At 60.9% G+C, this 20,634-nt stretch carries 19 protein-coding genes; 17 read left to right on the forward strand and 2 right to left on the reverse strand.

Features of this window, described 5'->3' with window-relative positions; translation table 11 throughout:
* Nucleotide 1 precedes the first annotated feature (1 nt).
* The 16 genes from nuoF to AB4874_RS14410 all read left to right on the forward strand — a co-directional run bounded on the left by nuoF (nt 2) and on the right by AB4874_RS14410 (nt 15,819).
* Nucleotides 2–1,297, forward strand: a complete 1,296-nt coding sequence (gene nuoF / locus AB4874_RS14335; protein ID WP_295533894.1) for an NADH-quinone oxidoreductase subunit NuoF — start codon at nt 2–4, stop codon at nt 1,295–1,297.
* Nucleotides 1,294–1,680 (forward strand): hypothetical protein, encoded by a 387-nt coding sequence (locus tag AB4874_RS14340; RefSeq protein WP_368392499.1) that lies wholly within the window; start codon nt 1,294–1,296, stop codon nt 1,678–1,680. Before nuoF ends, AB4874_RS14340 begins: the two co-directional genes overlap by 4 nt.
* A gap of 8 nt (nt 1,681–1,688) precedes the next feature.
* Entirely contained in the window at nt 1,689–2,006 is a 318-nt protein-coding gene (locus AB4874_RS14345) for a hypothetical protein (protein ID WP_368392500.1), read from the forward strand.
* Nucleotides 2,007–2,073: 67 nt separating this feature from the next.
* Nucleotides 2,074–4,107, forward strand: coding sequence for an NADH-quinone oxidoreductase subunit NuoG (gene nuoG, locus AB4874_RS14350; protein WP_368392501.1), 2,034 nt, complete (start codon nt 2,074–2,076; stop codon nt 4,105–4,107).
* Between the two features lie 6 nt (nt 4,108–4,113).
* Nucleotides 4,114–4,527 (forward strand): YNQ4 family lipoprotein, encoded by a 414-nt coding sequence (locus AB4874_RS14355; RefSeq protein ID WP_295533887.1) that lies wholly within the window; start codon nt 4,114–4,116, stop codon nt 4,525–4,527.
* Between the two features lie 15 nt (nt 4,528–4,542).
* Nucleotides 4,543–5,580: an NADH-quinone oxidoreductase subunit NuoH gene (gene nuoH / locus AB4874_RS14360; RefSeq protein WP_295533885.1), complete on the forward strand. Its 1,038-nt coding sequence runs from the start codon at nt 4,543–4,545 to the stop codon at nt 5,578–5,580.
* A gap of 3 nt (nt 5,581–5,583) precedes the next feature.
* Nucleotides 5,584–6,075 (forward strand): NADH-quinone oxidoreductase subunit NuoI, encoded by a 492-nt coding sequence (gene nuoI / locus AB4874_RS14365; RefSeq protein WP_368392502.1) that lies wholly within the window; start codon nt 5,584–5,586, stop codon nt 6,073–6,075.
* A 6-nt stretch (nt 6,076–6,081) separates the two neighbouring features.
* Nucleotides 6,082–6,504 carry a carboxymuconolactone decarboxylase family protein gene (locus AB4874_RS14370; RefSeq protein WP_295533881.1) on the forward strand — a complete coding sequence of 141 codons (423 nt, stop codon included), beginning with the start codon at nt 6,082–6,084 and terminating at the stop codon, nt 6,502–6,504.
* A complete protein-coding gene (locus tag AB4874_RS14375) occupies nt 6,501–7,109 on the forward strand; it encodes an NADH-quinone oxidoreductase subunit J (RefSeq protein ID WP_368392503.1) in 609 nt (202 codons plus the stop codon). The genes AB4874_RS14370 and AB4874_RS14375 overlap by 4 nt, the downstream gene beginning before the upstream one ends.
* A 49-nt stretch (nt 7,110–7,158) precedes the next feature.
* Nucleotides 7,159–7,464 (forward strand): NADH-quinone oxidoreductase subunit NuoK, encoded by a 306-nt coding sequence (nuoK, locus tag AB4874_RS14380; RefSeq protein ID WP_295533878.1) that lies wholly within the window; start codon nt 7,159–7,161, stop codon nt 7,462–7,464.
* Between the two features lie 7 nt (nt 7,465–7,471).
* A complete protein-coding gene (nuoL, locus tag AB4874_RS14385; protein ID WP_295533876.1) occupies nt 7,472–9,613 on the forward strand; it encodes an NADH-quinone oxidoreductase subunit L in 2,142 nt (713 codons plus the stop codon).
* Nucleotides 9,613–11,151, forward strand: a complete 1,539-nt coding sequence (locus tag AB4874_RS14390; protein ID WP_295533874.1) for an NADH-quinone oxidoreductase subunit M — start codon at nt 9,613–9,615, stop codon at nt 11,149–11,151. The genes nuoL and AB4874_RS14390 overlap by 1 nt, the downstream gene beginning before the upstream one ends.
* Nucleotides 11,152–11,163: 12 nt before the next feature.
* Nucleotides 11,164–12,603: an NADH-quinone oxidoreductase subunit NuoN gene (gene nuoN / locus AB4874_RS14395; RefSeq protein ID WP_295533872.1), complete on the forward strand. Its 1,440-nt coding sequence runs from the start codon at nt 11,164–11,166 to the stop codon at nt 12,601–12,603.
* Nucleotides 12,593–13,351, forward strand: a complete 759-nt coding sequence (locus AB4874_RS14400; RefSeq protein ID WP_368392504.1) for a biotin--[acetyl-CoA-carboxylase] ligase — start codon at nt 12,593–12,595, stop codon at nt 13,349–13,351. Before nuoN ends, AB4874_RS14400 begins: the two co-directional genes overlap by 11 nt.
* 18 nt (nt 13,352–13,369) lie before the next feature.
* Entirely contained in the window at nt 13,370–14,146 is a 777-nt protein-coding gene (locus AB4874_RS14405) for a type III pantothenate kinase (RefSeq protein ID WP_368392505.1), read from the forward strand.
* A gap of 47 nt (nt 14,147–14,193) precedes the next feature.
* Nucleotides 14,194–15,819, forward strand: a complete 1,626-nt coding sequence (locus AB4874_RS14410) for a ribonuclease J (RefSeq protein ID WP_295533920.1) — start codon at nt 14,194–14,196, stop codon at nt 15,817–15,819.
* Nucleotides 15,820–15,928: 109 nt separating this feature from the next.
* Here AB4874_RS14410 and AB4874_RS14415 read toward each other — a convergent pair whose 3' ends face one another.
* A complete protein-coding gene (locus AB4874_RS14415; protein ID WP_368392506.1) occupies nt 15,929–17,551 on the reverse strand; it encodes a DEAD/DEAH box helicase in 1,623 nt (540 codons plus the stop codon).
* Nucleotides 17,552–17,812: 261 nt separating this feature from the next.
* On the opposite strand from AB4874_RS14415, the gene AB4874_RS14420 reads away from it, so the two are divergent.
* Nucleotides 17,813–19,693: a cation:proton antiporter gene (locus tag AB4874_RS14420; RefSeq protein WP_368392507.1), complete on the forward strand. Its 1,881-nt coding sequence runs from the start codon at nt 17,813–17,815 to the stop codon at nt 19,691–19,693.
* A gap of 10 nt (nt 19,694–19,703) precedes the next feature.
* Here the strand turns inward: AB4874_RS14420 and AB4874_RS14425 are convergent, their stop codons facing one another.
* Nucleotides 19,704–20,621, reverse strand: a complete 918-nt coding sequence (locus AB4874_RS14425; RefSeq protein WP_368392508.1) for a M23 family metallopeptidase — start codon at nt 20,619–20,621, stop codon at nt 19,704–19,706.
* Nucleotides 20,622–20,634: the final 13 nt, after the last annotated feature.

The following is a 20,634-nucleotide window of genomic DNA, read 5'->3' on the forward strand; positions in this document are numbered from 1 at the left end:
CATGCTGAAGGATCAAGACCGGATCTTTACCAATATCTACGGGATGCATGACCGCTCACTTGCAGGGGCAAAGGCGCGTGGCCATTGGGATGGCACGGGCGAAATCCTGTCCAAGGGGCGCGATTGGATCGTCGAGCAGGTCAAGGCTTCGGGGCTGCGCGGGCGCGGCGGGGCGGGTTTCCCGACCGGTCTGAAATGGTCCTTCATGCCCAAGGAGTCCGATGGTCGCCCGGCGTTTCTCACGATCAATGCCGATGAATCCGAGCCCGGCACCTGCAAAGACCGCGAGATTATGCGCCATGATCCCCACACGCTGGTGGAGGGCGCGCTGATCGCCGGTTTCGCGATGGGCGCGGCGGCGGCCTATATCTACATTCGCGGCGAATATGTGCGCGAGAAAGAGGCGCTGCAACGCGCCATCGACGAGGCCTATGAAGATGGGCTGATCGGTAAGAACGCCTGCAAATCGGGCTTTGATTACGACGTCTATCTCAGCCATGGCGCGGGCGCGTATATCTGTGGCGAGGAAACCGCGCTGCTTGAAAGCCTTGAGGGCAAAAAGGGGATGCCGCGCATGAAGCCGCCATTCCCGGCGGGGGCGGGCCTGTATGGTTGCCCGACCACGGTGAACAACGTCGAATCCATCGCCGTCGTGCCGACCATCCTGCGCCGGGGCGCGGATTGGTATGCGGGCTTTGGCCGTCCCAACAACACCGGCGTCAAGCTGTTCGCGATGTCGGGCCATGTGAATACGCCCTGCGTCATCGAAGAAAGCATGTCGATCTCGATGAAAGAGTTGATCGAGAAACATGGCGGCGGCGTGCGTGGCGGCTGGAAGAACCTCAAGGCGGTGATCCCCGGCGGGGCGTCCTGCCCAGTGCTGCCCGCGCATCTGTGCGAAGATGCGATCATGGATTACGACGGCATGCGCGAGCTGAAATCGTCTTTTGGCACTGCCTGCATGATTGTGATGGATAAAGACACCGACATCATCAAGGCGATCTGGCGGCTGTCGAAATTCTTCAAGCATGAAAGCTGCGGCCAGTGCACGCCGTGTCGTGAAGGCACGGGCTGGATGATGCGCGTGATGGACCGTCTGGTGCGCGGCGAGGCCGAGATCGAAGAGATCGACATGCTGTTCGAGGTCACCAAACAGGTCGAAGGTCACACCATCTGCGCCCTTGGCGATGCCGCCGCTTGGCCGATCCAAGGCCTCATCCGTCATTACCGCGAAGAAATCGAAGACCGCATCAAGGCGCGCAAGACGGGCCGCATGGGGGCAATGGCTGCGGAATGAAGATCGTGAAACGCCTGTCCCTTGCCAGTCTGATCCTTCTCGCGCTCGTCGGGCGTGCTGCCGCCGAGCCGGCGAAGCTGACGGTCGATTTCGGGTTCTTTCCGAAGGGAACGGCGTGCCAGGTGTTCAACACCACCGGGAAGGTCTCGCTGCGGACCGGGCGCGAGATCGAATACACGATAAAGGGTGATACCGGGAACGTGGTATTCCGCTGCACCCAGCCCGACGGGCGCTCATTCGAGGTTGCGATCGGTGCGCTGCTTCCGCAGGGCAATCCCTCGCTAGTGGCGATCCAGATCAACCAGGACGACCACGCGCATATCCTGTGGGATCAGGGCGGGTTGCGGCGCAGCACGGTAGCGGGGGTGCTCAAATGGAAATGAGCGCGACCATGGCACGGGGCGTGATGGATATCGGGTCCGCTCAGGGGGCTCGCATAGCGGCGCTGGTCTCGGCCGGGCTGCTTTCAGCTTGCACCCCGCCTGTCGGCCCCGACAGCATCGGACCGCTGCGCGCGGTCGAGGGCTACAGCGCAGCTTATGACGCGAGCGGCGCGCTCGTCGTGATGCGGCAGGCCATGCCGTTTGCGAATTACGACGGCGCCGAGGCCAAGCGGGCAGCGAGTGCAATCTGTGGCGGGGCGGTGGCTTCGTCGATCAACGATCATTACCGGGACGGCGCGTGGGTCTTCCCGAAAGGCTGTGCCTGAGGGCGCGCAAAGAATAACCGCGTGGGGGCAATTGGCCTTCATGCCCAGCAAGAAGTGACGGATAGCCATGGCTGACCTGAGAAAGATCATCATCGACGGCGCAGAGGTTGAGGTCGACCCGAACCTGACGTTGATTCAGGCCTGCGAACAGGCGGGGATCGAGATTCCGCGCTTTTGCTATCACGAGCGTCTCTCGATTGCGGGCAACTGCCGGATGTGTCTGGTTGAGGTCGTAGGCGGCCCGCCCAAGCCCGCCGCGAGCTGCGCGATGCAGGTCAAGGATATGCGCCCCGGTCCCGAGGGCGCGCCGCCGGTGATCAAGACGAACTCGCCGATGGTCAAGAAGGCCCGCGAGGGGGTGATGGAGTTTCTGCTCATCAACCACCCGCTGGATTGCCCGATCTGCGATCAGGGCGGCGAATGCGATTTGCAAGATCAGGCAATGGCTTACGGGGTGGACTTTAGCCGCTACCGCGAGCCCAAACGTGCCGCGACCGAGCTTAACCTCGGCCCGCTGGTCGAAACCCACATGACGCGCTGCATTTCCTGCACCCGCTGCGTGCGCTTCACCACCGAGGTCGCGGGCATCACCCAGATGGGCCAGACGGGGCGCGGCGAAGATAGCGAAATTGCTTCGTATCTGAACGAAACGCTCGATAGCAATTTGCAGGGCAATATCATTGATCTCTGCCCGGTCGGTGCGCTGGTGTCCAAACCCTACGCCTTCACCGCCCGCCCGTGGGAGCTGACCAAAACCGAAACCATCGACGTGATGGATGCGGTGGGCAGCAACATTCGCGTTGATACCAAGGGGCGCGAAGTGATGCGCATCCTGCCGCGCAACCATGACGGCGTGAACGAGGAATGGATCTCCGACAAGACGCGTTTCGTCTGGGACGGGCTGCGTCGCCAGCGTTTGGACACGCCCTATATCCGCGAAAACGGCCGTCTGCGCAAAGCGGGCTGGGACGAGGCCCTGACGGCGGCGGCTGCTGCGATGAAGGGCAAAAAGGTTGCCGGTCTGGTCGGTGATCTGGTCTCGACCGAGGCGGCGTTCGCGCTGAAATCCCTGATCGAGGGGCTGGGCGGCACGGTTGAATGTCGCACCGATGGCGCGCGGCTGCCGATTGGCAATCGCTATGGCTATGTCGGCAACGCGACCATCGCCGATCTAGATAATGCCGAGATGATCCAGATCATCGGTGCCAACCCCGCCATCGAGGCCCCGGTGTTGAACGCGCGCATCCGCAAGGCTTGGGTGAAAGGTGCGCAGGTCGCGCTGATCGGCGAGGCTTGCGATCTCACCTATGAGTATACCCATGTCGGCACCGACCGCGCAGCTCTTGAAGGGCTGTCGGGGGCCAATATCACCGACGAGACCAAGGCCAAGAACACGGTCGTGATCGTCGGGCAGGGCGCACTGAGCGAAGCCGATGGCGAGGCCGTTCTGGCCCATGCGATGAAGCTGGCCGAGAACTCCAATTCCAAGCTGATGGTGTTGCACACTGCCGCGTCGCGCGTGGGGGCGATGGATGTTGGCGCTGTGACCGAAGGTGGTCTGATGGCCGCGATTGAGGGCGCGCAGGTGATCTACAACATGGGGGCCGACGAGGTCGAGATCGCTTCGGCTGCTGAAGGCGGTCCCTTCGTGATCTATCAGGGCAGCCACGGGGATCGCGGGGCCAATCGCGCCGATATCATCCTGCCCGGTGCCGCCTATACCGAAGAGCACGGGCTGTTCGTAAATACCGAAGGACGCCCGCAATTGGCTTTCCGCGCGGGCTTCCCGCCCGGTGAGGCCAAGGAAAACTGGGCGATCCTGCGCGCGCTGTCGGCGCAGCTGGGTGCCAAGCAACCTTGGGATACGCTGGCGGGTCTGCGCCGTGCGCTGATCGCCGCCGTGCCCCATCTCGCCAAGGTCGACGAGGTGCCCGAAAACGAGGTCACCCCGATCGCGCCGCGCGATATGGGCAAGGCGACCTTCCGCCCGGCAATTCGCGAGTTTTACCTGAGCAATCCGATTGCGCGGGCTTCGGTGGTGATGGGCGAATGTGCGAGCCTTGCCAAGGCGCGCGCGCAATCGCCAATGGCGGCGGAGTAAACCCAGATGGTGCCAAACCTCCCCCGGATTGCAGCGCTTGCCCCCGGCCTTCTGGCCGGGCTGGCTGCCTGCACGCCCACGGGGGGCAAGGCCTCGGCGGATGCCCCCAAGATCGACTATCGCGGCGTCGAAACACGGCTTCTGGATGACAATCTGGTCGAGTTTCGCGTGGCGCTGTCGGGCGAAGGTGTGGATGGCACGGCGGCGGATGCGTATGCACGCTGTGCTGCGGCACAATACGCCCAGATCCGCGGTTATGGATTTGCGCGCCATGTGCGCACGAATGTGAACGAAGAGGGTGGCATCTGGCGGGCGGATGCGGTCTACACCATCTCGCCCGCCTTGCCGCAAGGGCTTAAGACGATCGACGCGGAAGTGACGGTTGGCGACTGTGCGGACCGAGGAATACCGAGCGTATGAGGAGAGTGGGGAACCATGGCTGAATTTTTGGCGACACCGTTTGGCACGTTCGTGCTTATCCTTGTGCAGGGGCTTGGGATCATCGCGTTTGTGATGATTTCGCTGCTGTTTCTGGTCTATGGCGACCGCAAGATCTGGGCGGCGGTGCAGATGCGGCGCGGGCCCAACGTCGTGGGGCCGTGGGGCATTTTGCAATCGGTCGCAGATGCGCTGAAATATGTGGTTAAGGAAATCGTCATTCCGGCGGGGGCCGATAAGGTCGTGTTCTTCCTTGCGCCACTTCTTAGCTTCGTTCTGGCGATTTTGGCTTGGGCGGTGATCCCGTTCGCGCCGGGCTGGGTGCTGGCCAATATCAACGTCGCGGTGCTGTTTGTGTTCGCCGTCTCCTCGCTAGAGGTTTACGGCGTGATCATGGGCGGCTGGGCGTCGAACTCGAAATATCCGTTCTTGGGCAGCTTGCGCTCGGCGGCGCAGATGATTTCCTATGAGGTCTCGCTGGGGCTGATCATCATCGGCGTGATTATCTCGACCGGGTCGATGAATTTCACTGCAATTGTTGATGCACAGAAGGGCAGCTACGGGCTGTTCAACTGGTATTGGCTGCCCCATCTGCCGATGGTGGCTCTGTTCTTCATCTCGGCGCTGGCGGAAACCAACCGCCCGCCGTTCGATCTGCCCGAAGCGGAATCCGAACTGGTTGCGGGCTTTATGGTGGAATATTCCTCGACGCCGTATCTGCTGTTCATGGCGGGCGAATATATCGCGATCTGGCTGATGTGCGCGCTGATGACGCTGCTGTTCTTTGGCGGCTGGCTGTCGCCCATTCCCGGCTTGCCCGACGGGGCGCTGTGGATGTTTGGCAAGATGGTCGTGTTCTTCTTCATGTTCGCGATGGTGAAGGCGATCGTGCCGCGCTACCGCTATGACCAACTGATGCGGATTGGCTGGAAAGTGTTCCTGCCGCTCTCGGGCGCATGGGTCGTGCTGGTCGCGTTCTTGGCGAAATTTGAAATCCTCGGGCACTTCTGGGCCCGCTGGACGATGGGGGGCTGATTGATGGCTTTCGACTATACCCGCGCCGCCAAATATTTCCTGCTGGTGGACTTCATCAAAGGGTTCGGGCTGGGGATGCGCTATTTCTTTGCGCCCAAACCGACGCTGAACTATCCGCATGAAAAAGGCCCGCTCAGCCCGCGTTTCCGCGGCGAACATGCGCTGCGCCGCTATCCCAGTGGCGAGGAACGCTGCATCGCGTGCAAGCTGTGCGAGGCGATCTGCCCCGCGCAAGCGATCACGATCGATGCCGAGCCGCGTGCGGACGGATCACGGCGCACCACGCGCTACGATATCGACATGACGAAATGCATCTATTGCGGCTTCTGCCAAGAGGCCTGCCCGGTGGATGCGATCGTTGAGGGCCCGAATTTCGAATTTTCCACCGAGACCCGCGAAGAGCTGTTCTACGACAAACAGAAACTTTTGGATAATGGCGCGCGCTGGGAGGCGGAAATCGCCCGCAACCTCGAACTCGACGCGCCCTATCGGTAAGGCATCATGAACCAGGATTTCACGAAACTCTTTCAAGCGATGGTTGAGCAAAGCCACGAAATGGCGCGCGCGATGAATCCGGCTTTGGAAAGTTTCTCGCCCTCCGCCTTTGAGAAATTCATCCCGTCCATGCCCAAAGACATGCTCGAGATGTTTTTCGGCAAGACCTTCAACCGTGAGGGGCTGGATGCGCGCACGCGCTTTTTGGTCACCATCGCGGGGCTGGTTGTGACCGGATCACAAGGCGAGCCGCAATTGCGCCTCGCGATCCGCAACGCGCTTGAAGCCGGGGCAACACAGCGGGAGATCGCAGAAGTGATCTTTCAGATGAGCATGTTTGGCGGGGTGCCCGCCATGAGCCGTGGCCTAGAGATCGCGCAGGTGGTCTTTAACGAGATGGGCGGCGACAGCGCGGGAGAGAACGCATGACGGTGTTTGCATTTGCCTTCTACCTTTTTGCCATCGTGGCAGTGGTTGCGGGTTTTATGGTGGTGATCTCGAAAAACCCCGTGCACTCGGTGCTTTGGCTGATCCTGACCTTCCTGTCCGCAGCGGGGCTGTTTGTTCTGCTGGGGGCAGAGTTCGTCGCGATGTTGCTGATCATCGTCTATGTCGGCGCGGTGGCGGTGTTGTTCCTGTTCGTCGTGATGATGCTGGACGTTGATTTCTCGGCCCTCAAGGGAGAGCTGGCACGCTATATGCCGCTGGGCCTGCTGGTCGCGGTGATCATGCTGGTGCAGCTGGGCGTGGCACTCGGGGCGTGGAAAACGGCCGATATGGCGCAAAGCCTGCGGATGTCGCCGATGCCCGACGGGATGACGAACACCGAAGCGCTCGGCATGCTGATTTATGACAAATATCTCTACCTGTTCCAGACGGCGGGGCTGATCTTGCTGGTGGCAATGATCGGGGCGATCCTGCTGACGCTGCGCCATCGCACGAATGTCAAACGCCAGAACGTGATTGCCCAGATGCATCGCGACCCGGCCAAGACGATGGAAATGGTGGATGTGAAACCGGGGCAGGGGTTGTGATGATGCGCACGCAAAACAAGGCAGACAATCCCGAGCGGAGGGCACAGGCATGATCGGTTTGGAACATTATCTGGGCGTGGCGGCCGCGCTGTTCGTGATCGGCATTTTCGGCATCTTCGTGAACCGCAAGAATGTCATCGTCATCCTGATGTCGATCGAGCTGATGCTGCTCGCGGTCAATATCAACCTTGTGGCCTTCTCGGCCTATCTGGGCGATCTCGTGGGCCAGATCTTTACCATGTTCGTTCTCACCGTTGCGGCGGCAGAGGCGGCGATCGGCCTGGCGATCTTGGTTGTGTTCTTCCGCAACCGCGGCTCGATCGAGGTTGAAGACGTCAACGTGATGAAGGGGTAAGGGACAGATGGAAACGATTATTCTCTTTTCCCCGCTTGTCGGTGCGATCCTTGGTGGCTTTGGCTGGCGGGTGATTGGCGAGAAGGGCGCGATGGTTCTCACCACGGGGCTGCTGTTTCTGGCCTGCGCCTTGTCGTGGATGGTGTTCCTGACACTCGATGGGCAAACCCATCACATCCACATTATGAATTGGATTCAGTCCGGTGAGCTTGACACCAGCTGGTCGATCCGGATGGACCGGCTGACGGCGATCATGCTGATCGTGGTGACCACCGTGTCCTCGCTCGTGCACCTCTATTCCTGGGGCTACATGGCCCATGACGAGAACTGGACCGACACCGAGCATTACAAGGCGCGCTTCTTTGCCTATCTGTCGTTCTTCACCTTCACCATGTTGATGCTGGTGACGGCAGATAACCTGTTGCAGATGTTCTTTGGCTGGGAAGGCGTGGGCGTTGCGTCTTATTTGCTGATCGGGTTCTATTACAAGAAACCCTCGGCAAATGCGGCAGCGATGAAGGCGTTCATCGTCAATCGCGTGGGCGATTTCGGCTTCCTGCTGGGCATGTTCGGGCTGTTTTACATGACCGGCGCGCTGAAGATGGATGAGGTGTTCGCCGCAGCCCCCGCGCTGGCCGAGACCCAGTTGCATTTCCTGTGGACCGAATGGAACGCTGTCGAACTGATCGGTTTCTTGCTGTTCGTCGGGGCGATGGGCAAATCGGCGCAGCTGTTCTTGCACACATGGTTGCCTGACGCGATGGAAGGCCCGACGCCTGTGTCCGCGCTGATCCACGCCGCGACCATGGTGACGGCAGGGGTGTTTCTGGTTTGCCGGATGTCGCCGCTTTATGAATACGCTCCCCATGCCAAAGAGTTCATCCTGATCATCGGCGCGACCACGGCCTTTGTCGCGGCCACGATTGGTCTGGTGCAAAACGACATCAAGCGCGTGATCGCCTATTCGACGATGTCCCAGCTGGGCTATATGTTTGCCGCTGCCGGGGTCGGGGTCTATTCGGCTGCGATGTTCCACCTGCTGACGCACGCGTTCTTCAAGGCGCTGTTGTTCCTTGCCGCAGGCTCGGTCATCACCGCGATGCATCACGAGCAAGACATGCGCAACTACGGCGGTCTGCGTAAGAAGGTGCCGATCACCTTCTGGGCGATGATTGCGGGCACGCTGGCGATTACCGGGGTCGGCCTTCCCTTCACCCATTTCGGCTTTGCCGGGTTCCTGTCCAAAGACGCGATCATCGAAAGCGTGTGGGCGGGCGATAGTTCGGGCTACGGGTTCTGGATGCTGGTGATCGCGGCTGCGTTTACCTCGTTCTACTCGTGGCGCCTGATCTTCCTGACCTTCTTTGGCAAGCCGCGCGGCGATCATCACGCGCATGAGCATGCCAAGGAAAGTTCCTTGGTGATGACGGTGCCGCTGATGGTGCTGTCGCTGGGGGCGATCTTTGCCGGGATGATCTGGTATAACGTGTTCTTTGGCGATCATGCCAAGCTGGTGAAATTCTTCGGTCTGCCCTCTCATACCGAGCAAATGGCCGAGGGTCACGGCACGGCCACCGCAGAGGGTGCGGGCCACACGATGACCGAGGCACAGGCCGAGGCCGAGGTGACCGCTGATGCCGCGCATTCCCCCGAGATGGGACCGTCGGCGGCGGTGCTCTCTCAGCCGGGCGTCGCACCGCAAGGCGCGATCTTTATGCACGGCGAAAACGCTGTGATCGAGAAAGCGCATGAAGCGCCGAGCTGGGTCAAGGTCTCGCCCTTTGTGGCGATGGTGTTGGGTCTGTTCGTGGCATGGCTGTTCTATATCAAGGATACCACGCTGCCGAAACGACTGGCCGAGGCGCAACCTGCGCTGCACCGGTTCCTGCTCAATAAGTGGTATTTCGACGAGCTCTACGAGGCGATCTTTGTGCGCCCCGCGCTTTGGATGGGATACACGTTCTGGAAGAAAGGGGACGAAGGCTCTATCGACCGCGTCATTGATGGCGTGGCTGTGGGGATCGTTCCGACATTCACGAGGTTCCTCAATAGGATGCAATCGGGTTATCTGTTCCACTACGCTTTCGCGATGGTGATCGGGATCGTTGGTCTGATGTTCTGGGTCTTGCTTAACGGGGGGAGCAACTGATGCAACATCTGCTTTCTATTGTCATCTTTATCCCCGCCGTTGCTGCGCTGATCCTTGCGCTGGTGCAACGGGGCGGCAATGAGGCAGCGGACCGCAACGCCAAATGGTTGGCGCTGACGGCGACGGCGGTGACTTTCCTTGTCTCGCTGTTCCTGCTGGCCGGGTTTGAGCCCGCCAATACCGACTATCAGTTTGTCGAGCATTACCAGTGGATCATGGGGCTGCAATATCGTGTGGGCATCGACGGGTTGTCGATCCTGTTCGTGCTGCTGACCACGTTCATGATGCCGCTGGTCATTCTGGCAAGCTGGGATGTGAAGAAACGCGTCAAGGAATACATGATCGCGTTCCTGTTGCTTGAAACGCTGATGATCGGCACGTTTGTCACGCTCGATCTGGTGCTGTTCTATCTGTTCTACGAGGCCTGTCTGATCCCGATGTTCCTGATCATCGGCATCTGGGGGGGCAAGCAGCGCGTCTATGCCGCGTTCAAGTTCTTCCTTTATACGTTTTTCGGCTCGGTCTTCATGCTCGTGGCGATCATCTATATCTATTACCACACCGGCACGACGGATATGCCCAACCTGCTGAGCGACAAGTTCCCCTACACGCCGCTTCATGTGTTGGGTGTGACGATCCCGGGCGGGGTGCAAACGCTGCTTTGGCTGGGGTTCTTCATCTCGTTCGCAGTGAAGATGCCGCTTTGGCCGGTGCACACCTGGTTGCCCGCTGCCCACGTTCAGGCCCCGACGGCCGGTTCGATCGTGCTGGCCGCTGTGCTGCTGAAACTGGCGGATTACGGCTTCTTGCGGTTTTCGCTGCCGATGTTCCCGGTGGGCAACATGGTGGTGGGCCCTTGGGCGATGTGGCTGGCGGTGATCGCGATCATCTACACCTCGCTCGTGGCGCTGGTGCAAGACGACATGAAAAAGGTGATCGCCTATAGCTCGGTGGCGCATATGGCCTTTGTGCTGCTCGGGATCTTCTCGGGCACGCAGCAGGGTATCGAAGGCGGCATCATGATGGTTGTGGCCCACGGCTTTGTGTCGGGCGCGCTGTTCCTGTGCGTCGGCGTGATCTATGACCGGATGCACACCCGCGAGATCGCAGCCTTTGGCGGCTTGGCCAAACGGATGCCGGCCTATGCGCTGATCTTCATGTTCTTCACCATGGCCAATGTCGGCTTGCCGGGTACGGCCAATTTCGTCGGGGAATTCCTGATCTTGGTGGGGACGTTCCAAGTGAATACTTGGGCGGCGATGCTGGCCACGACGGGTGTGATCTTGTCAGCGGCCTATGCGCTATGGCTCTATCGTCGGGTGGTGTTTGGCGATCTGATCAAGGAAAGCCTGCGCTCGATCACCGATCTGAGCACGCGTGAGAAGTGGATCTTTGCGCCGATGGTCGCGATGACCCTGATCTTGGGGATCTATCCCGATCTGGTGACCAATATCATCGGACCCTCCGTGACCAATCTGGTCGAGAACTATCACGAAGCCCTGCCGGACAATCTGTTGTCCGACCTGGTCGAACACTGAGGAGCCCCAGAGATGACTGCTTCGGATTTCTCTACCGTCCTGCCGGAATTTTTGCTGTCCATCTTTGCGATGGCGGCTCTGCTGGTCGGGGTCTGGTTTGGCAAGGATAAGCTGGCCTCCACGCTGCTTTGGGCCACCTGCGCTGTGATGCTGGTACTTGCGGCTTGGATCGGGCTGGGCGGCAGTGGCACGCATCAAGCGTTTGGCGGTTTGTTCATCGACGATGCCTTTGCACGCTTTGCCAAGGTCTTGGTGCTGATCGCGGCCGCACTGATCCTCGCGATGAGCGCGGATTACATGGAGCGTCGCGGGTTGCTGCGCTTTGAGTTCCCGATCCTGATCACGCTGTCGGTTGTTGGCATGATGATGATGGTCTCGGCGGGCAACCTGATGTCGCTTTATATGGGCCTCGAGTTGCAATCGCTGGCGCTTTACATCGTCGCCGCACTGCGCCGCGATAGTGAGAAAAGCTCGGAAGCTGGTTTGAAATACTTCGTTCTTGGCGCGTTGTCCTCGGGCATCCTGCTGTATGGGGCCTCGCTGACCTATGGCTTTGCTGGCACGACACAGTTCGCGGGCATCATCGAAGTGGTGAAGGCCGGGCAGCTGCCGATGGGGCTGCTGTTTGGCATGGTGTTCCTGATCGCGGGTCTCGCGTTCAAGGTCTCGGCCGTACCGTTCCACATGTGGACGCCTGATGTTTATGAGGGCTCGCCGACGCCGGTGACCGCGTTCTTCTCGACCGCGCCGAAAGTCGCGGCGATGGCGCTGATCGCACGGCTGATGTTTGACGCCTTCGGTCAGGTTCCCGGCGAGTGGGGCCAAGTGATCGGTCTTCTCGCAGGTCTGTCGATGATCTGGGGGTCGTTTGCTGCCATTAGCCAGCGCAACATCAAGCGTCTGATGGCTTATTCTTCGATCACCCATATGGGGTTTGCCCTGCTTGGCCTGACCGCTGGCACCGTGTTCGGGGTGCAGGCGATGCTGACCTATATGGCGATCTATGTGACGATGAATGTGGGCGTGTTTGCCTTCATCTTGTCGATGGAGCGCGATGGCCAGCCGGTGACCGATATCAAGTCGCTCAACCTGTATGCCAGCCGCGAGCCGACGAAAGCGCTTGCGATGATGATCTTGCTGTTCAGCCTTGCGGGCGTGCCCCCGATGCTGGGCTTCTTTGCAAAATATGCCGTGCTGACGGCGGCCATTCAGGGCGGTTATATCTGGCTTGCGCTGCTGGGGGTGCTGACCTCGGTTGTGGCGGCGTTCTACTATATCCGCATCATCTACTTCATGTATTTCGGCAAAGAGGTCGAGCCGCTCGATCACCGGATGCCGGCTGTGCAATGGGGTCTGCTGGTGGCGTCGGCGCTGGTGACGGTGTTTGGCGTCTTCAACCTCTTTGGTATCGAAGGTGCGGCGCAGGCTGCTGCGGCGGCCCTTGTTAACTAAGGACAAGGGCTGGCCCGAGGGCGTGGCGCGTCACGCCTTGGCTTCGGTCGATTCCACGATGAACGAAGCGGCCCGGCTTGCGCCGGGCCTTTCGGGTCCGGCCTGGATCTTCGCGCGGGTGCAAACGGCAGCGCGCGGGCGCCGGGGCCGGGCTTGGCGCGCGCCCGAGGGAAATTTCTCGGCCACGCTCGTGATGCGCCCCGAGGGCGGGCTCCCCCAAGCGGCGCTCTATTCCTTTGTGGCGGCTCTCGCACTGGAGGCAGCGTTGAGCCATGTCGCAGGCCCCCATGCGCGGTTCGCGATCAAATGGCCCAATGATGTGCTGCTTGACGGCGGCAAGATTGCGGGGATTTTGCTGGAGACGCTGGGGCAGGGCGCGCAGCTCAAATTGGCGATCGGGATTGGCGTGAACCTTGCGCAGACACCCGCGCCCGAAACGCTGGAACCCGAGGCGATGCAGCCAGTCAATCTGGCGCAGCAAACCGGGATGCAGGTGACGCCCGAAGACTTCCTGCCGATCCTTGCGCAAGCGTTTGATCACTACGATCAGCAGTTTCGCGACTACGGGTTCGATGCGATCCGCAATGCGTGGCTGGCGCGCGCCGCGCGCTTGGGCGAGCAGATCACGGCGCGTGTGGGCAGCCAAACCCATCATGGTATCTTCGAGACGATTGATCATAGCGGGGCGTTGATCCTGCGTGAGCAACAGGGGACGCGCGCAATCGCGGCGGCCGATATTTTCTTTTGAGTGCGAAAAGGGGCGGGTATGCTTCTGTGTATCGATTGCGGCAATACCAACACGGTGTTCTCGATCTGGGATGGGAACGCTTTTCTCTCGACCTGGCGGATGGAAACCAATCACAAACGCACGGCGGATGAGTATTTCGTCTGGCTCTCGGGGCTGATGCGCCTGCATGAGATCACCGGCAAGATCACCGAGACGATCATCTCTTCGACGGTGCCGCGCGTGGTGTTCAACCTGCGTGTGCTGTGCAATCGTTATTTCGATTGTCGCCCGATGGTGGTGGGCAAACCCGAATGTGTGCTGCCCGTGGCCCCGCGCGTCGATGAGGGCACAACCGTTGGCCCCGACCGTCTGGTTAATGCGGTGGCGGGGTTTGATCGCCACGGCGGCGATATTGTCGTGGTGGATTTCGGCACGGCAACGACCTTTGACGTGGTGGCGCGCGACGGGGCCTATATCGGGGGCGTGATTGCGCCCGGTGTGAACCTCAGCCTTGAGGCGCTGCACCAATCCGCTGCAGCACTGCCCCATGTCGATATCTCCAAGCCGCTAGCCGTTATCGGGACAAATACCGTCGCCTGTATCCAGTCTGGCGTGTTTTGGGGCTATATTGGTCTTGTCGAGGGTATCGTGCGCCAGATAAGGGTCGAACGTGACCGCCCGATGAAGGTGATCGCCACCGGAGGGCTTGCGCCGCTGTTTGATCAGGGGTTCGATCTTTTCGACAAGGTCGAGGAAGACCTCACCATGCATGGCCTTCGCCTGCTGAATGACTACAATAAAGGACTGACCGCGTGACAGAACGATTGATCTATCTTCCTCTTGGTGGTGCCGGCGAAATTGGCATGAATGCCTACGTCTATGGCTATGGGCCGGCGGGGAAAGAACGGCTGATCGTGGTCGATCTGGGCGTGACCTTCCCTGATATGGACAGCTCTCCCGGCGTCGATCTGATCATGGCCGATCTGGCTTGGCTTGAGGACAATGCCGATCGCATCGAGGCGATTTTCATCACCCATGCCCATGAAGACCATATCGGCGCGTTGGCCCATGTTTGGAACAAACTGCGCAAACCGGTCTTTGCGCGCGCCTTCACGGGCCGTATCGGGCAGCTGAAACTCGAAGAGGCCGGGATTCCCGCCGAAACGATCCAGATCGTCGAGCCGCGCCCGCATGCCATCGACGCCGGGCCGTTCACCGTGCAATTCGTGCCGGTGTCGCACTCTATCCCCGAAAGTTCGGCGCTGGTCATCGACACGCCTGCCGGGCGCATCGTGCATACCGGCGATTTCAAGCTGGATGGCAATCCGATCGTGGGCGAACCCTTTGATCCGATCCTGTGGCACGAGATCGCGCAGGAAGGTGAGGGCGTGAAAGTCCTGGTGAGCGATTCCACCAATGTGTTCTCGCCCGCGCCCGGTCGCTCTGAGGCGACCTTGGCTGAACCGCTGACCAAGTTGATTGCCGAGCAAACCGGGATGATTGTGGCCACGACATTCGCATCAAACGTGGCGCGTCTGAAAACGCTCGCTGAGGCGGGCGTTGCGGCGGGGCGTTCGGTCTGTCTGCTGGGGCGCGCGATGAAACGCATGGTGGGCGCGGCGCAGGAAACTGGCGTGCTCAAGGGCATGCCCGGCACGATCCCGCCCGAAGAGGCGATGGATGTGCCGCGTGGCAATCTGATGCTGATCGTCACCGGGTCGCAGGGCGAGCGGCGCGCCGCCTCGGCACAGCTTTCGCGCGGGAAATATCTGGGTCTTGAGATGAAAGAGGGCGACAGCTTTCTGTTTTCGTCCAAAACTATTCCGGGCAATGAGCGCGGCGTGATCCGCATCATGAACGCCTATTCCGAGATGGGCGTGGATGTGATCGACGATCATGACGGGCTGTATCACGTCTCGGGCCACGCCAACCGCCCCGATCTTGAAGCGGTGCATGACCTGCTGCGCCCGAAAATCCTGATCCCGATGCATGGTGAGCACCGCCACCTGCGCGAACATGCCAAGATCGCGCAAGCCAAGGGGATTGCCTCGGAAGTGGCCACCAATGGCTCGATGATCGATCTGACGGGCACGGTGCCCAAAGTGGTCGAATATATCGAGGCCGGGCGGACTTATATTGATGGTTCGGTCAAAATCGGCGCGATGGACGGTGTGGTGCGCGGGCGGATTCGCATGGCGCTGAACGGTCTGGTTCTGGTCACGGTGATTCTGGACGAACAGGATCAACCGCTTGGCGATCCTTGGGTGCAGACGATGGGACTGCCCAAGCAGGGTCGTGGCGGTGCCATTTTGATTGATCAGATCGAAGATGAGATGTCGGATTTCCTCAACCGTGCTCCGGCAAAAGTGCTGTCGAATGACGAGAAGATGGATGAGGCGCTGCGCCGTATCGCGCGTCAGGTCTCAATGGAAGAGATTGGCAAAAAGCCCGAGGTGATCGTGGTGACCTCGCGCTTGGTCGACGAATAGGCCAGGGCGAAAAGCCGGGCAGGGCGGCGATTGCGCCGCCCCTCGCTGCGGGCATGAAAAAACCCGCCAGAGGAAACTCTGGCGGGTTTTGCTATTCAAGAAACGTAGCTTAGCTGTCCGCGCTATCCTCGGTTTCCACTTCGCTTTCCGTGTCAGGTTTGCTGGTGCGGAACGAGCGGGTCAGGAAGTCGGGCATGTGATCGCCCATCCCGACGACCGAACCACCACGCTCCGACTCGCGCCGATTGCGGCCACCGCGCGCGCGGCGCGTGTCATCACGCTCGTGGTTGGTGTTGGGCTCGGACTTGGCAGCGACAGCTTGCACCGGAGCGGGCGCAGGAACTGCGACAGGCTCGGGGGCAGGGGCCGTTGCGGCCACCGGAGTTTGCACAATCGGGGTTGTCGCGGCCGAATCGCCCTGTTGATCGGACTTGTTATGATCGCGCGCCGGGCGCGGGCCACGGTTTGACCGAGCGCTGCCCTCGCGGGTGCCCGTTTCGCGCGTGCGACCGCCACGGCCGCGACCGCCTTTGGCATCATCGCGCTTTTGCGGCGCGGTTTTGGCCCCTTCGGACAGCTCGAACCCCTCGGGCGGCACGGCGCGCGGAATTTCCGTCTCGATCAGGCTTTCGATGCCATGAAGATACTTGTCATCCGAGGGCGTCGCGATCGAGATCGCCGCGCCCTTGCGCCCGGCGCGCCCGGTGCGCCCGATGCGGTGAACGTAATCCTCGGCATGCATCGGCAGATCGTAGTTGAATACATGGCTGACGGCGGGAATATCCAGACCGCGCGCGGCCACATCCGAGGCAATCAGCAGTTTCAACCCGCCATCGCGGAACGATTCCAGCGTGCGCGTGCGTTGGCTCTGTTCCAGATCGCCATGAATCGGGGCCGCATCAAACCCGTATTTCTGCAGGCTTTTCGCGACGATATCGACATCGACCTTGCGGTTGCAGAAGATGATCGCGTTGGTGCAGGCCTCGCCCTCGGCCTCAATCAGCGCGCGCAGCAACTCGCGCTTGGTCTTTGCCGTCTGGTCGCGCCGCTCGGGCGTGATTTGCACCAGTTTCTGTGTGATGTTCACCCCCGTCGTCGCCTGACGGGCTACCTCGATGCGCACCGGGGCGTGCAGGAAGGTGTTGGTGATGCGCTCAATCTCGGGGGCCATCGTGGCGGAGAAGAACAGCGTCTGGCGGGTGAAGGGCGTCAGTTGGAAAATGCGTTCGATATCGGGGATAAAGCCCATATCCAGCATCCGGTCGGCCTCGTCCACGACCATGATTTTCACATCGGTCAGGATCAGCTTGCCACGTTCGAAATGATCGAGCAGGCGGCCGGGCGTTGCAATCAGCACATCGACGCCCTTGTCGATCAGCTTGTCTTGCTCACCAAAGCTGACGCCGCCGATCAGCAGTGCGCGGGTGAGTTTGGTGTTCTTGGCGTAAAGATCGAAGTTTTCAGCGACCTGCGCGGCCAGTTCGCGCGTCGGGCACAGCACGAGGCTGCGCGGCATGCGCGCACGTGCGCGACCCCGGCGCAGCAGCGTCAGCATCGGCAGCGTGAAGCTTGCTGTCTTGCCAGTGCCGGTCTGCGCGATGCCCAGCACATCCTTGCCCTCAAGCGCGGGCGGGATTGCATCGGCCTGAATCGGCGTGGGCGTTTCATAGCCCGCATCGGCAACAGCAGACAGAACCTTGGGGTCCAGTTTAAGATCAGAGAATTTCGTCATCGTCGTCCTTAAGTTTCCTGATTACGTCCGGTGGCTGCCGCATCGGGCGGCGCACACATGAGGGCGCAACGGAAATTGGGCGCCCTGACCTGACCTCGCCGGATTGCGAGGCTGAAAATCCCCTAACTGATTGCGGTGCAAAGGTCAATCTTTGCGCGCGGCATGGCCGTTTATCGCCTCTTGCATAACATGCGGGAACCTGACCTTTTGGAGTGGGTTTGGCCCGTATCTGAATTGGGCCGCATTGTTTGAGGGACAAGTATGGCAGTTGCAGAAACGGTGGGGCTTGGTCCGGTCATGGCCTTCGGGCTTGTCGGGGTGTTTGGCGTTGGGGCGCAATGGCTTGCGTGGCGGCTGCGGCTGCCCGCTATCGTTCTCATGCTCGCGGCTGGTCTGATCGTGGGGCCGGCGACGGGGCTGTTGAATCCGAGCCTCGAATTTGGCGATCTTCTGGGGCCGTTGATCGCGCTTGCGGTGGCGGTGATCCTGTTCGAGGGCGGTTTCACGCTCGATCTGCACCGGCTGGGTGATGCTAGATCCGGCGTCGCGCGGCTGGTCTTTATCGGCGCACCGCTGGGCTGGCTTTTGTCAACGCTGGCGCTGGTTTACGGCGCGGGGCTCAGCTGGGAGGCGGCCTCGGTCTTTGGCGGCATCATGGTGGTGACTGGCCCGACCGTGATCGCGCCCTTGCTGCGAACCGCGAAATTGGCGCGTCGCCCCGCGCGGCTGTTGCAATGGGAGGCCATCGTCAACGACCCAATCGGGGCGCTGGCCGCCGTGCTTGCCTTTGAGGTGGTGGTGACGCTGCGCTCGAATCTGTCGATGGGCGAGGCGATCTGGCATCTCATTTTGGGCATCGTTTTTGCCGGGGCGGTTGGCGGGCTTGTCGGCTATGCGATTGCCTGGACCTTCCGGCGCGGAAAAGTGCCCGAATTCATGAAAGTGCCAGTGCTGTTCGCAACCCTTTTGGCGACCTATGCGGTGACCAATTCGATGCTGCATGAAAGCGGGTTGTTGGCGGTGACGGTGATGGGGCTGGTGATTGGCAATGCCGATTTGCCCTCTTACGAGGAACTGCGCCGCTTTAAGGAACATGCGACCGTGCTGCTGGTCTCGGGCGTGTTCATCTTGCTGGCGGCCAATATTCAGGTCGACCAACTAGCCGCGCTGGATTGGCATGCGGCGCTGTTTGTGGCGCTTGTGGTGCTGGTGGCGCGGCCCTTGACAGTCCTGATTTCCTTGATCGGTACGGGGTTGGCGCGCAATGAACGGCTGCTGATTGCGCTGACCGGGCCGCGCGGTGTGGTGCTGGTCGCGGTGGCGGGGCTGTTCGGGCAACGGCTCGCCGATCTGGGGGTGGCGGATGGCGCGCGCATCGGGCCGCTGGCCTTTGTGTTGGTGCTGGTCACGGTGATTGTGCATGGCTTCACGCTGGCGCCCTTGGCGCGCAAGCTTGGTCTGGCCAATACCGACAAGCCGGGGCTGCTGATCGTCGGGGGATCGCGCTTTACCACTGCGTTCGCGCAGGTCCTGATGAAGGCCGAGATTCCGGTGCTGATCACCGATCCCAACCACGCCCATCTGATCCGCGCGCGCGCTTCGGGGGTCAAGACGTTTTACGGCGATATTCTGGGCGAGGCGGCTGAAGATTCGGTTGAGTTGATGTCCTATTCCACGCTACTCGCCGCGACCGATAATGACGCCTATAACACGCTGGTGGCGACCGATCTGGCCCCGGAACTGGGGCGCGACAAGGTGTGGCAAGTGCCGCGCCTGAAGGATGATCGCGAGCGTCATGCGCTGCCCACACAGCTTGGCGGGCGGCGCTTTGGGGCCGGGCGCACGCTGGAGGGCTGGGAGACGCTGCTCGCGGAAGGCTGGGTCTTTCGTACCACCCGCATCACTGAGGAATACGCCCTGTCGGATTGGCGCGAAAAACGCCCTGACGCGGCTCCAGTTCTGGTGGTGTCGGCCAAGGGAGAGTTGCGCTTTGTCACCGACCCCGAGACCATGAAGGCCGAGACGGGGGCGCGGATTTTTTCACTATTGCCGGCAAAGACGCTGGAAGAGGAAAGCGTTGCGCGCGCCAAGGACGCGGAAAAACCGTCTGGTCAGCCGGGGCCTGCAGCGCCCATTCCCTAAGCGGGGGGCGTTAGCGCCCCAGCGTGATGGTTTGGCTGCGCTGCGCGATCACGGCGCCGTCGCGTCGCAGCGCGACCGTGCCTTGATAGGGTCCGGGAGGCCATCCGCCGGGTGGTGTTTTCTTGCCCGCAAACTGGAAAAACAACGCTTTGGGCTTTGTCATCGTGCTATCATGGGCAAAGTGAAAGCCGTCGGGCCCTTGTAGGCGAAGCGTGATTGTATCGCCCGCCTGCGCGCCAAACCCATAGGCCCAGACAACCAATGCTGCTCCGTCGCTTGGCAGTGTTGCAACGGGGGCGATCCCCGATTTGATCGCCTCATATCGCGGTGGCGTATCGGCCAGTCCAAGCTGCAACAGCCCCGAGGAGGTGTAGGGAATGGGCTTGGCCCATAGCTCTTGTTGCGCAATGTTGTGGGCGCAGGTTTGCGCCATATCCGGGTCAAACGGGTCGATGATCTTGCCATTATGGCGCAGCGAGAGGTGGAGATGGGGGAACTCGGCCTTGCCCGATTGTCCCACAAGGCCCAAAACCTCGCCCGCCGTGATCTGAGCGCCCGGTTTGACCGCGACAGAGCCATCGCGCATGTGGCAATACTGGGTCTCCCAGCCATCGCCGATCTCAACCAAAATCCCGTTGCCGCATTCCTTGCCCGCAACCGAAGCCCCGTTGACGAAGGCGCGGTCGGGTTCACCATCGCGGATCGCCTTGACGCTGCCGGAGGCCGCTGCCAGCACCTTCACTCCCGCTAGCATTGCGGCCTCATTGGGCAGGGCAAAATCGGTGCCCTTATGTCCGTCATAGGTCAGATGTCCGCAGCCGACATCCCCGGCGCCGGGGCCGGGATCACGATCAACATAATTCTGAATATAGCAGCTTTGTCCGAGCGTGCAGTCGATCGGTTGCTGTAAAGAAATCGTCCCGGCCATGCAGGGCAGGGCC

The sequence above is a fragment of the Thioclava arctica genome, from assembly GCF_040892615.1.
GTDB lineage: Bacteria > Pseudomonadota > Alphaproteobacteria > Rhodobacterales > Rhodobacteraceae > Thioclava > Thioclava arctica.

Bases quoted from the DNA above. Each gene is read 5' to 3' on its own strand.
- nuoF (WP_295533894.1), top strand. From the start codon at position 2: ATGCTGAAGGATCAAGACCGGATCTTTACCAATATCTACGGGATGCAT.
- AB4874_RS14340 (WP_368392499.1), top strand. From the start codon at position 1,294: ATGAAGATCGTGAAACGCCTGTCCCTTGCCAGTCTGATCCTTCTCGCG.
- AB4874_RS14345 (WP_368392500.1), top strand. From the start codon at position 1,689: ATGGCACGGGGCGTGATGGATATCGGGTCCGCTCAGGGGGCTCGCATA.
- nuoG (WP_368392501.1), top strand. From the start codon at position 2,074: ATGGCTGACCTGAGAAAGATCATCATCGACGGCGCAGAGGTTGAGGTC.
- AB4874_RS14355 (WP_295533887.1), top strand. From the start codon at position 4,114: ATGGTGCCAAACCTCCCCCGGATTGCAGCGCTTGCCCCCGGCCTTCTG.
- nuoH (WP_295533885.1), top strand. From the start codon at position 4,543: ATGGCTGAATTTTTGGCGACACCGTTTGGCACGTTCGTGCTTATCCTT.
- nuoI (WP_368392502.1), top strand. From the start codon at position 5,584: ATGGCTTTCGACTATACCCGCGCCGCCAAATATTTCCTGCTGGTGGAC.
- AB4874_RS14370 (WP_295533881.1), top strand. From the start codon at position 6,082: ATGAACCAGGATTTCACGAAACTCTTTCAAGCGATGGTTGAGCAAAGC.
- AB4874_RS14375 (WP_368392503.1), top strand. From the start codon at position 6,501: ATGACGGTGTTTGCATTTGCCTTCTACCTTTTTGCCATCGTGGCAGTG.
- nuoK (WP_295533878.1), top strand. From the start codon at position 7,159: ATGATCGGTTTGGAACATTATCTGGGCGTGGCGGCCGCGCTGTTCGTG.
- nuoL (WP_295533876.1), top strand. From the start codon at position 7,472: ATGGAAACGATTATTCTCTTTTCCCCGCTTGTCGGTGCGATCCTTGGT.
- AB4874_RS14390 (WP_295533874.1), top strand. From the start codon at position 9,613: ATGCAACATCTGCTTTCTATTGTCATCTTTATCCCCGCCGTTGCTGCG.
- nuoN (WP_295533872.1), top strand. From the start codon at position 11,164: ATGACTGCTTCGGATTTCTCTACCGTCCTGCCGGAATTTTTGCTGTCC.
- AB4874_RS14405 (WP_368392505.1), top strand. From the start codon at position 13,370: ATGCTTCTGTGTATCGATTGCGGCAATACCAACACGGTGTTCTCGATC.
- AB4874_RS14410 (WP_295533920.1), top strand. From the start codon at position 14,194: ATGAATGCCTACGTCTATGGCTATGGGCCGGCGGGGAAAGAACGGCTG.
- AB4874_RS14415 (WP_368392506.1), bottom strand. From the start codon at position 17,551: ATGACGAAATTCTCTGATCTTAAACTGGACCCCAAGGTTCTGTCTGCT.
- AB4874_RS14420 (WP_368392507.1), top strand. From the start codon at position 17,813: ATGGCAGTTGCAGAAACGGTGGGGCTTGGTCCGGTCATGGCCTTCGGG.
- AB4874_RS14425 (WP_368392508.1), bottom strand. From the start codon at position 20,621: ATGGCCGGGACGATTTCTTTACAGCAACCGATCGACTGCACGCTCGGA.